The sequence below is a fragment of the Nitrospiraceae bacterium genome, assembly GCA_019637075.1.
In the GTDB taxonomy this organism is placed as follows: domain Bacteria; phylum Nitrospirota; class Nitrospiria; order Nitrospirales; family Nitrospiraceae; genus JAHBWI01.
In genome coordinates, this window is record JAHBWI010000001.1 from 125,987 (window position 1) to 136,822 (window position 10,836).

General features: G+C 61.4%; 11 protein-coding genes. All 11 read left to right on the forward strand.

From position 1 onward, the window contains the following. Positions 1 to 19 precede the first annotated feature (19 nt). The 11 genes from KF814_00630 to KF814_00680 all read left to right on the forward strand — a co-directional run bounded on the left by KF814_00630 (position 20) and on the right by KF814_00680 (position 10,803). Positions 20 to 694, forward strand: a complete 675-nt coding sequence (locus tag KF814_00630; protein MBX3234628.1) for a hypothetical protein — start codon at positions 20 to 22, stop codon at positions 692 to 694. Positions 695 to 741: 47 nt separating this feature from the next. Next, a complete protein-coding gene (gspG, locus tag KF814_00635) occupies positions 742 to 1,182 on the forward strand; it encodes a type II secretion system major pseudopilin GspG (protein MBX3234629.1) in 441 nt (146 codons plus the stop codon). Between the two features lie 139 nt (positions 1,183 to 1,321). Then, positions 1,322 to 2,515 carry an HDOD domain-containing protein gene (locus KF814_00640; GenBank protein MBX3234630.1) on the forward strand — a complete coding sequence of 398 codons (1,194 nt, stop codon included), beginning with the start codon at positions 1,322 to 1,324 and terminating at the stop codon, positions 2,513 to 2,515. A gap of 65 nt (positions 2,516 to 2,580) precedes the next feature. Beyond that, on the forward strand, positions 2,581 to 3,960 hold the full coding sequence (locus KF814_00645; GenBank protein ID MBX3234631.1) for a hypothetical protein: 1,380 nt from the start codon (positions 2,581 to 2,583) through the stop codon (positions 3,958 to 3,960). Positions 3,961 to 4,124: 164 nt separating this feature from the next. Further along, on the forward strand, positions 4,125 to 4,685 hold the full coding sequence (gene pyrR / locus KF814_00650; GenBank protein MBX3234632.1) for a bifunctional pyr operon transcriptional regulator/uracil phosphoribosyltransferase PyrR: 561 nt from the start codon (positions 4,125 to 4,127) through the stop codon (positions 4,683 to 4,685). A gap of 91 nt (positions 4,686 to 4,776) precedes the next feature. Then, complete coding sequence (locus KF814_00655) at positions 4,777 to 5,700, forward strand: aspartate carbamoyltransferase catalytic subunit (protein MBX3234633.1); 924 nt, start codon at positions 4,777 to 4,779, stop codon at positions 5,698 to 5,700. 61 nt (positions 5,701 to 5,761) lie between these two features. Then, positions 5,762 to 7,048: a dihydroorotase gene (locus tag KF814_00660; protein MBX3234634.1), complete on the forward strand. Its 1,287-nt coding sequence runs from the start codon at positions 5,762 to 5,764 to the stop codon at positions 7,046 to 7,048. An 8-nt stretch (positions 7,049 to 7,056) separates the two neighbouring features. Continuing rightward, a complete protein-coding gene (locus tag KF814_00665; protein MBX3234635.1) occupies positions 7,057 to 7,563 on the forward strand; it encodes a hypothetical protein in 507 nt (168 codons plus the stop codon). A 9-nt stretch (positions 7,564 to 7,572) separates the two neighbouring features. Beyond that, positions 7,573 to 8,754, forward strand: coding sequence for a glutamine-hydrolyzing carbamoyl-phosphate synthase small subunit (gene carA / locus KF814_00670; GenBank protein MBX3234636.1), 1,182 nt, complete (start codon positions 7,573 to 7,575; stop codon positions 8,752 to 8,754). After that, entirely contained in the window at positions 8,747 to 9,715 is a 969-nt protein-coding gene (gene sppA, locus KF814_00675) for a signal peptide peptidase SppA (GenBank protein MBX3234637.1), read from the forward strand. The genes carA and sppA overlap by 8 nt, the downstream gene beginning before the upstream one ends. A gap of 104 nt (positions 9,716 to 9,819) precedes the next feature. Further along, positions 9,820 to 10,803, forward strand: coding sequence for a M48 family metallopeptidase (locus tag KF814_00680; protein MBX3234638.1), 984 nt, complete (start codon positions 9,820 to 9,822; stop codon positions 10,801 to 10,803). The last annotated feature ends 33 nt before the right edge of the window (positions 10,804 to 10,836 follow it).

Here is a 10,836-nt window from a genome sequence, read left to right on the forward strand (position 1 = left end):
GGAGCACATAGGGAAGCACATGGGCGAGGAAACACAGGACGAGAAAATTGTCGTGTACTGGGAGCGGGAATATTCCACCGCGCTCCCGCCGGAACGGTTGAAGCTGGACTTCAACCCGCACCGCCCGCTGTTGGGGCAGATGTCGCTCGACGAACAGCGAGCCTTGGCCGCAGGCGGCTACAAGGTGATTCCCGACGACTGCGGGCCCGTTCGCACGATCGGGCAATATGGATGGCTGATCCGCTCGCCGGCCGACTGCCGTATCAGGCGGACGGCCGACGGAGTGAAGTGGCAGGCGCCGCCGATCTTGCCCGAGGAGAGGATTTTGGGCTACAAGTCCTTCTCCGGCACCTATGTCGACCTGATTCTGAACAGCGGCTATCCCAAACTGTGCTGCGGACTCCGGTTCTATTACCCCAAAGGCATTGGGTTGATGATGAAGGACATTCCGAATTGCTTCCATCATTTCCCGGATCGGACATTCCAAATATGGGAAGGGATCAAGACGCAGGAATACAAACGCACGCCCAATCTGTACGACTGGCTGCCGGACTACGACGCGTTCACGGCGAATTTTCTGTTACAACTGCACAAGCCGACGACGATCCGCCGCGGCGATCCCATCGGGTTGGTCTTGCCGGTGCTCTTACCGAAACAATTCACCCTTGAAGAATTGAAGCGTCCGAATTCATGAGCGCACTGTCGTCACACCGGACCAATTTGCTGAGGCCTGGACGACAGATCGGCCGGCGCAAGAACGAGTGCGGATTCTCCTTCATCGAGGTGATGATCGTCGTGGTCATCCTGGCCATTCTGGCCACCTTGCTGATTCCTCGAATCATGGGCCGGACGGAAGACGCCAAACGGGCCGCGGCCAAGGCGCAGATCAAGAACCTCGATAGTGCGCTGCAGCTCTACAAACTGGACAACGGCAACTTTCCGACCACGGATCAGGGGCTCAAGGCGCTGGTGGAACAGCCGACCTCCGGACCGCCGGCACCGAACTGGAAGAAGGGCGGATACATCGCCAAGGTTCCGGTTGATCCCTGGGGCGCTGCCTATACCTATGCGACCCCTTCCACCCATGGGGATTACGAGATCACCTCCCACGGCGCGGACGGCGCGCCGGGCGGGGATGGCAAGAACGCCGACATCGTCAGCTGGGATCTCGACCGCCCCTGAGTGACGCTCGCCCGACAGGGCACTGCTTCGAACTCCTGCCTCCTCCGCACAATCCGCGCCGGCTCCAGTCAAGCCCTTAAGATTCACTCCCTCTCGACCGAGGAAGAACCGTACAACCAGCTCCACGGGAGAGAGCGCCATGCGGAAAATTGTCTTCGTCGATGATGCCCGGGAGGTCCTGCAACACCTCCAGCGCACGCTCGCACCGATGAAAAGCGAGTGGGAGATGCAGTTCTTTCCCTCCGGGACAGAAGCGCTGCAGGCGATCAAGGCCTCGGGCTGCGACGTCGTTGTCTCCGATATGGTCATGCCGAAGATGGATGGGGCGGAATTGCTGGCGGAGGTACAAACCGTTTGTCCCCATGCCGTGCGCATCGTGCTGTCCAGCGACCAGAGCCCCTCCAACCATGTCCGTTCCGCGACCGTCGCGCATCGATTCCTCAACAAGCCCCTGGATATGACCACGTTGCAGGCCACGATCCAGCAAGCGGATCAGCTGCGGAGCGTGCTCGGCAACCCGGCCCTCCGAGCCCTGGTAAAAGAAATCAAAAGCCTGCCCAGCCTCCCATCGATCTATCAGGAACTGATGCAGGAGATGCGATCGCCCCACTCCTCATTGAAGAAGGTCGCGCGCATCATCGGCAAGGATCTCGCGATGATGGCGAAGATTCTCCAGTTGGTGAACTCCGCCTTCTTCGGACTGCGCACTCACGTGTCGAGCCCTGAGCAAGCCGTTGCGCTGCTTGGATTCGACGCGATCAAATCGCTTGTGCTGTCCACTCAGGTCTTTTCGCAATTCGACCGCGCCCAACTGCCGTCGTTCTCACTCGACGCCCTCTGGCAGCATGCGATGGTAGCCGGCGGGTATGCGCGGAGCCTCGCCAAGGAAGAAGGCGTCGACCAGCCGGTCGTCGAAGCCGCCTATACGGCGGCGCTGCTGCACGATCTCGGCCGGTTGGTGCTCGCCGCCAACCGGCCTGAGGACTATGCGCGGGTCATGAACTTGGTACAAACCCAGCATGAGGCAGACTGGCAGGCGGAGCGTGAAGTGTTCGGTGCAGACCACGCCCATGTGGGTGCATACCTTCTGGGGCTCTGGGGCCTCAGCGAGCCGATCGTGGAGGCGGTCGCATTCCACCACCACCCGATGGAGTATGTCGCCTCGGGCTTCACGGCCGTGACGGCCGTCCATGTCGGCAATTGCCTGGCCGAAGCGCAGCTCCAGGGCAAGACCGCGGAAGACCCACTCGCAAGCTCCGACCAGGCGTACCTTCGCAGAGAAGGATTCGATGGACGTTTGGAGCAGTGGCGGACGCTCTGCCGGGCGGCTTGACACGAACCAGTTCATCCACGCCCAACCTTGACCCGCCTCCAACCGTCGCTGTACAAACGGAATCGATGGTTTCGCCGGTCGTCACGACATCTCCGCTGCGCCGCAGAGTCCGAGTCCGACACCTGGCTTTCGCCATCTGCCTGGCCATCCTGCTTCAAACCGCCTGGTGCTTCGCCGGCACCGTCACCGTCGATCTCTCCAAGGACGAAGGTCCTATCACCCACCGCGCAAACGGCTACCTGGTCAGTCTGCAGGCCGATGCGCCTGCCGCGGAGCTCATTCAACCGCTGAAACCCACTTCGTTCCGCGGCAGCCCCGGCTACATCTTTGCGAATTATGCCAGGCTCCGCGAACTCGGGGTGGACGAGTTCCAATTGACGCTGGGATTGGTCTTTGCGGACTACGCCCAGTGGATCTTCGACATCAACCGGATAGGGGAACAGGGCGACTATGGCCCATGGCTGGCCCACGTCAATCGCGTGATCGACGTCGTGCAGGCGCGCAAGCTCAACGTCCTCTGGGACATCTACAACGAACCGGATCTCGCGTTTCCGCCGATCGGAGAGAACCCCAAACTCAAGACCGGCTGGAAATTGGCCTACGAGCTGATCAAGCGGCGTATCCCAGGGGCGCGCATTGTCGGCCCAAGCATCAGCCGATACCGGTTGTTGAAACCGTTTCTGGACTGGAGCCGGGATGAACGGGTCTTTCCCGACATCGTCGCCTACCATGAGTACGATGATCCTGCCGGTGCGCAAACCTTGATCGACGATTTGCGCCGGTATCTCCAGGAAAAAGGGCTGACGGCCCCGATCTCGGTCAACGAAATCATCGGGCAGGAAACCTGGACGCAGCCGGGCTACGTGGCGGCCGTTCTGGCGGCGTACGAGCGAGCCGGTATCCTCAGTGCCATGCATGCCTGTTGGCCCGACGCGCAAGACACCAGCCGGGATCAGGTCGAGAATACCTGCGACAACCCGACGCTCGACGGGCTGCTCTTCGTCGATCGGCAGAGCGCTCGTCCAGGCTGGCACGTTTATCAAACTTATGCCGCCATGGAGGGCCATCGGCTGCAGGCGACTTCGGATCGTCCCGGCCTCCACGTCCTGGCAGCCGATGATCGTCGGGCCGACCAGGTCCGCCTGCTGCTCGGGAAATTCCAGGCTCACGATGAAGAAGAGACCCTGGTCGTCTTGCGCCAGGTGTCGCAGCGATGGCCGGGGAACCAGGGACTTCCCATTGATATCTGTGGCGAGGTCATTCCGGACGTGGGGTCGGCACCGCTCGAGCGGCCGGTTCGACGGCTGGCAATGCGCGCCGTTCCTGCCGGTGATGCGCTCCTGTTCAGTCTCCCGGAATTCGGACGGGCCGACGCCTACCGCATCACGATCGGACGGACCGGGAATTGTGCCGCCGCCGGCATGCCGAGGCCTCACTCACCTTGACAGCTCCGGACGATCCCGCTAAGATCGGCCTCGCCTTTAATACCCATCCTGTGAGGTGGGGAAGGAGTAACGACGATGCTGCACGGCAGGGAGCCGTGGAACAACCGCGACCTTCTCATCCGAACCGGTGGGAAGGTTTTTTTGTGCCCGAAGACGGATTGGCTATGACGAACGAAACCTCGACCGAGAAACGACAGGAGCGGGTGGTCATGGATGCCGGCGACATCGCCAGGGCCCTGACTCGCATCGCTCATGAGGTGCTGGAACGCAACAAAGGCACCAAGGATTTGGCCCTTGTCGGAATCCGAACCGGCGGAGTCCATTTGGCCCATCGGCTGGTCCGACGGATTCAAGAAATCGAAGGCACTCAGATCCCGATCGGCGAACTGGATATCACGCTCTATCGTGACGATTTATCGTTGCGCAAAGATCAGCCGCTCCTCCGCACGACGTCCGTGCCCTTCAAAATCTCGGACTTGAAGGTCGTCTTGGTCGACGACGTGCTCTTCACGGGCCGAACGATCCGCGCAGCGATGGACGGCTTGATCGACCTCGGGCGGCCGGCTGAAATTCAATTGGCGGTACTGGTGGACCGCGGGCATCGGCAGTTGCCGATCAAGGCCAACTACATCGGAAAAAACATCCCCACCTCCCGCGAGGAAGCCGTGCAAGTGTTCCTCGAGGAAGATGGGGAAGAGGATCGCGTGGTGATTCTGAAATCGTGAGTCGTTGAGCGGAACGCACCACCTGTATGCATTCGGATCTGGTGCTGCCACAGCGTGACATGACGCGGACCGTGTCCCAAGGGAGGACGTCGTGGGTCTCAAACGAAAAGATCTGCTGAGTCTCGCCTCGTTGTCGGCGGAAGATATCAAACTCGTGCTCGACACGGCCGATTCGTTCAAGGAAGTGTCGGGGCGAGAAATCAAGAAAGTTCCGGCCCTGCGCGGGAGAACGGTGGTCAACCTGTTCTTCGAGCCCAGCACGAGGACCCGCACGTCCTTCGAGCTGGCCGCCAAGCGGCTGAGCGCCGACGTCATCAATTTCTCGCCATCGTCCAGCAGCGTCGTCAAAGGAGAAACGCTGCTCGACACGGCGCGCAATATCGAAGCCATGCAGGCCGATATCATTGTGCTGCGGCACTCGGCCGCCGGAGCCGCCGAGACCCTGTCGCGGGGCGTGAAATCTTCCGTCATCAATGCAGGCGACGGCTGGCATGAACACCCGACACAGGCCCTGCTGGACCTCTACACCATTCGCAGCCGCGGCATGCAGTTTCCGGGGTTGAAGGTCGCGATCATTGGCGACGTCGCCCACAGCCGGGTGGCGCGATCGAACATCTATGCGCTGACGAAGCTCGGCGCCGAAGTCAGGGTGGCCGGGCCCCCGACCATGATTCCTTCCCAAATCGAACGGCTGGGGGTGAAGGTCTATTACAATCTCAACGAAGCGCTTCGCGGCGTGAATGTCGCCATGATGCTGCGGCTACAGCTCGAACGGCAGGGACGGGCGATGTTCCCCACCATCCGGGAATATGCTCGGGAATACAGTATGACGAGCGAGCGGTTGAAGTTGGCGGAGCCGGGCGCCATCGTCATGCATCCCGGCCCGATCAACCGCGGGGTGGAGATTGCCCCCGACGTGGCGGACAGCCTCTCCTCCGTCATTCTGGACCAGGTGGCAAACGGCGTCGCCGTACGAATGGGCGTCCTCTATCTCATGTCGGGAGCGAGCGCCTGACATGACAAGACAACGTGAATCAAGCAACAGACACCATGATGGGTTTTGACTTGGAGTTACCGTGGCAATTTTGATCAAAGGCGGACAGGTGATTGATCCCGGGCGAGTGAACGGTCCCGCGGATGTGTTGATCGATAACGGCCGGATTGTGTCGGTAGGACAGGACCTTCAGGCTCCGGCTGGTGCGACCGTCATCCAGGCTGCCGGCCGCTTGGTCTTACCGGGCTTCGTCGATCTCCACGTCCATTTTCGAGAACCGGGATTCGAATACAAGGAAACGATCGAATCGGGAACGTCGGCGGCGGTCGCGGGCGGCTTTACGACTGTCTGTGCCATGCCCAATACCAATCCGGTGAACGACAACCAGTCGATCACGGAATTCATGCTGGAGCGGGCCCGTGCAGCCGGCAAGGCGCATGTGTTGCCCATCGGCGCGATTACCAAGGGATCGGAAGGCAAGGAATTGGCCGAGATCGGTGACCTCCGACGCGCCGGCTGCGTGGCCATTTCGGATGACGGCCGTCCGGTGATGAATAGTCTCGTGATGCGGCGGGCGATGGAATACGCCTTGGCGTTCGACATCCCGGTCGTGGACCATTGCGAAGACCTGCACTTGTCCGAAGGCGGCTGCATGAACGAGGGGCTGGTCTCGACGGAATTGGGGCTCCCTGGCATTCCCTCCGCGGCCGAGGACGTCATGGTCGCGCGCAACGTGGCGCTGGCCGAGTTGACCGGCGCGCGGTTGCACCTGGCCCATATCAGCACCGCCGGCTCTGTTCGCATGGTCCGAGAAGCCAAGTCCCGCGGGCTGAAAGTCACGGCCGAGGCCTGCCCGCATCATTTCACGCTGACGGAGGAAATTGCCCGTGGGTACAACACCCATGCCAAGATGAATCCGCCCCTTCGGACCTGGGAAGACGTGCAGGCCATCAAGGACGGTCTGCGGGACGGCACCATCGATGTGATCGCCACGGATCACGCGCCCCATGCGGCGCAGGAGAAACAGCAGGAGTTCACGCAGGCTCCCTTCGGGATCGTGGGTTTGGAAACAGCGTTGCCCCTGACCTTGGCCTTGGTCGAGGAGGGAGTGCTCACGCTGGAAGCGGCCGTCGACAAATTGGCCACGGCGCCGGCCAAAGCCTTCAGCCTCAATGCCGGCACGCTGGCGATGGGGGCGCCGGCCGATGTGACGATCGTGGATCCGCAGGCACAGTGGGAAGTGGATCCGTCGCAGTTCCGCTCGAAGAGCCGCAACACGCCCTTCGCCGGTTGGAAGGTGAAGGGGCGGGTCACGACGACGATCGTTTCTGGCAGGATCGTGTTCGACCTACAGCAGGCGGGGCACTGAGGAGCGGCGTGGGACAGCGAGGACTCATCGCCTGCATCACGCTCGAGCTGCTCGCCTTGGCGGTGTGGATCGGGGGGCTGGTCGTCCTCGTGGGGGCCGTGATTCCGGCCGTGTTCAATACGTTCGGAGGACAGGACAGCGGCGGTTTCTTCCTCACGCGGGCGTTCGAAGGCTATAATCGGTTAGTGCTGGGCGCAGCCCTGGTGCTTGTTGCGGGTGTCTCCTGCCGCCTATGGCTCAGCCGGCAGGGGATTTCCTCCTGTTCGGTCTCCCGGCCCGAATGGATTCTCCTGGGTGGCATGCTTCTGGTCGCAGGCGCGATCACTTTCGTGCTGCATCCCCAGGCGGCGGCGTTACAGGCCCAGGCCTTTGCTTCGAAGGGTGAGGAAGTCCGAAAGGCGGCATTTGAGGCCTTTTTTCGCATCCACAAGCCCGTAAGATATTTGTACATGTTGAACCTCGGATTGGGGATCGGGTTGCTCGCGGTGCGGGTGCGATCCTGGGTCAACGGATAAGGAGCGAGCGTGAAGAAAGCCATTTTGGCCTTAGCCGACGGAACGGTGTTCGAAGGGCGGGCCCTCGGCGCGGCCGGGGAAACGGTCGGGGAGGTCGTGTTTAACACGTCCATGACCGGCTATCAGGAAATCCTGACGGACCCCTCCTATCGCGGACAGATCATCACCATGACCTGTCCCCACATCGGCAACTACGGGGTCACTCCCGAAGACACCGAGTCCCGCCGGATTTGGGCCGAAGGTTTCGTGGTCAAGGAATCCAGCCGTCTGGCCAGCAACTGGCGGAGCAAGGCGCTCCTGCAGGAGTATCTCGAAACGGCCCACATCGTCGGCATTGAAGGGATCGACACCAGGGCGTTGACCAGGCACCTCCGCGAGAAGGGCGCGCAGCAGGGGCTCATCACCCATGTCGATTTGGACCATCGCCGGGCGGCCGAAAAGGCACGGCAGGCGCCCAGCATCATCGGACGGGACTTGGCCGCTATGGTGACCTGCGGACAACGGTACGCCTGGACCTCGGGAACCGGCGCCTGGGGACCCAAGATCGACATGAAGACCGCCCCGGGGGAACAGGCGGCCCGAAATCCATGGCGAGTCGTCGCCTACGACTTCGGTGTCAAACAGAACATTCTCCGCCGGCTTGTCGATGTAGGCTGTGACGTCATGGTTGTGCCAGCTTCGACGCCGGCAGCCGAGGTGCTGGCTCTGCGCCCCCATGGCCTGTTTCTTTCGAACGGCCCCGGCGATCCGGAGGGTGTGCCCTATGCCATCTCCGCCGTGCGGGAGTTGATCAAGACCTTGCCGACGTTCGGGATCTGCCTCGGGCACCAAATCCTGGGCCTGGCGTTTGGTCTCCAAACCTACAAGCTGAAGTTCGGACATCATGGAGCGAATCATCCTGTGATGGACCTGCGCACGAGGAAAGTAGAAATTACGTCGCAGAACCACAACTTCGCGGTGCGATTCCCGACGAGCGGCGCCTCATCCGCTGAACCGCCGACAGTAGAGACCCCCTTTGGGCGGGTGCGGCTGAGCCACACCAGCCTGAACGATGACTCGGTTGAGGGCATGGTCTGTCTCGACCGACCGGTCTTCTCGGTCCAATACCATCCCGAAGCGGCACCGGGACCGCACGATTCCGCCTACTTGTTCGAAGAGTTCGTGGCGCTTATGGAGAAACATCATGCATAGAGTGTGGCATCTCTGGACGGGGTTATTGGTCGGTATGGCGGCGCTGCTGCAGGCAGGCTGCGTCACGATCAATCTGCCGCCAGGACCCGGTGCGCTCGAAGAATACAAAGTCAGCGGCACCGGCAAAGACAAGGTGCTCCTGATCGATCTGTCGGGTGTGATCAGTTCGGATAACAAAGACAGTTTCTACACATACCCCGGCATGGTCGCGACCATGAAGGAAGAGCTCGAGCGGGCCGCCAAGGACGAACGGATCAAGGCCGTCGTCATTCGCATCAACACGCCCGGCGGGACGGTTACCGCATCGGACATCCTGTATCATGAATTGAAAGCCTTCAAGACCGCGCGCAAGGTCCCGATCGTGGCGTCGATCATGGATATCGGCACCTCCGGCGGCTACTACATCGCCGCGGCGGCCGATACCGTGATGGCGCATCCTTCGTCCGTCACTGGAAGCATCGGAGTCATCATGCTGACGGTCAACGCACGAGGCCTTTTGGAAAAGGTTGGCGTGGAAGCCAATGCGGTGACCTCCGGTCCACGCAAAGATATGGGCTCGCCGTTCCGCCCGATGTTGCCGGAAGAACGGGCGATCTTCCAGGGCGTGATCGATTCGTTCTATGGACGTTTCCTTCATGTGGTGCAGGAGGGACGCCCCAACCTGCCGGCTGAGCACATTCGGAAATTGGCGGACGGCCGAATCTATTCCGGTGAACAGGCGAAGGCCGCCGGCTTGATCGATGAAATCGGGTATCTGGACGACGCCATCCAGGCGGCGAAAACGAAAGCAGGACTGAGCGAAGCGCGGGTAGTCACCTATCGGCGCCCCGGCGAGTACCAGAACAATATCTATTCGCGTCTGGTCGGACCGAGCCCGGGGTTGGCCCAGTTTGCCAACCTGGACCTGCTATCGTTGGTGCGAGGCGGATCGCCGCAGTTCATGTATCTGTGGATGCCGTAGGAATTCATCGCAACGGTCGGGAGCACGGCTGAGACCAAGCCGATCGCAAGAGTGGGAGCGCGCACACTTCAACCTCAGCCTAGATCGAATTGGAACACCCGTCGATGAAGGGACTGCTCTCAGAGCAACAGATTGAACGGCTGTTGGCAACACCGCTGGGGCGGCGTTCGGTCCTGGCCTTGGGCGCCAGGGCAGCCTCCTCACTCTGCGCGACGTTGGGAGCGGGCGCGGCACTGGGTCTGTTCCAGTCGATGACCGGTTGCCAGCGGGCCCCGGGGACCGCGCGGGAGCAGTTCATCTATATTTCCGAAGAAAAAGAAATGAACATGGGCCTCACGGCCTTTCGGGAAGTGCTCCGACAGGCACCGCTCAACGAAAACCCGGAAATCAACGATATGGTGCACCGGGTGGGCAATCGCATCGCAAAAGCCGCGAACAAGCAGGAATATCAGTGGGAGTTTGCAGTGATCCAGGACGACCGTACGATCAACGCCTTCGCACTCCCGGGCGGCAAGGTCGCGGTCTTCACAGGCATTTTGAAAGTGACCAAGAACGAAGACGGGCTGGCAACGGTCATGGGGCACGAAGTCGCACATGCGTTGCAGCGGCACGGAGCAGAGCGTATGAGCCGTGGCCTCCTGGAACAGATCGGGCAACTGGCGGCGTTGGGAGCCGGTGCGGCGGCCGGTCGCCCGGATGCCGCCATGGCCGCCATGACCGTCTATGGCGTGGGCGTCTCACTGCCTTTCGATCGTCGGCAGGAATCCGAGGCCGATTTCATCGGGCTGCGGTTGATGGCACAGGCCGGCTACGATCCGCGCGAGGCCGTGGCGTTCTGGGAACGGATGAGCGGCTGCCCGCGGGCCATGATCAACAAACTGTGCTTCCGGTCGCAACAGGCGATACCGGAGTTCCTGTCCACGCACCCGTCCGACGTGACCCGAATCAATCAAATTGAGGCATGGATTCCGGACGCGCTCAAATACTATCATCCGCCGACCCAGAGCCCGGCCCATCCATTGGGTCCGATCCAGCCCTACCGTCCTCCGGTCGGGCCGATGCCGGAGGCGCCGTTACCAACCGGGTGAGCGGGGCAACCCGCCGAACGGAGACAGATGTGA

Excerpts from the sequence above, each read along its gene's own strand:
- KF814_00680 (MBX3234638.1), top strand. The coding sequence starts at position 9,820 with ATGAAGGGACTGCTCTCAGAGCAACAGATTGAACGGCTGTTGGCAACA.
- sppA (MBX3234637.1), top strand. The coding sequence starts at position 8,747 with ATGCATAGAGTGTGGCATCTCTGGACGGGGTTATTGGTCGGTATGGCG.
- KF814_00640 (MBX3234630.1), top strand. The coding sequence starts at position 1,322 with ATGCGGAAAATTGTCTTCGTCGATGATGCCCGGGAGGTCCTGCAACAC.
- KF814_00630 (MBX3234628.1), top strand. The coding sequence starts at position 20 with ATGGGCGAGGAAACACAGGACGAGAAAATTGTCGTGTACTGGGAGCGG.
- KF814_00645 (MBX3234631.1), top strand. The coding sequence starts at position 2,581 with ATGGTTTCGCCGGTCGTCACGACATCTCCGCTGCGCCGCAGAGTCCGA.
- pyrR (MBX3234632.1), top strand. The coding sequence starts at position 4,125 with ATGACGAACGAAACCTCGACCGAGAAACGACAGGAGCGGGTGGTCATG.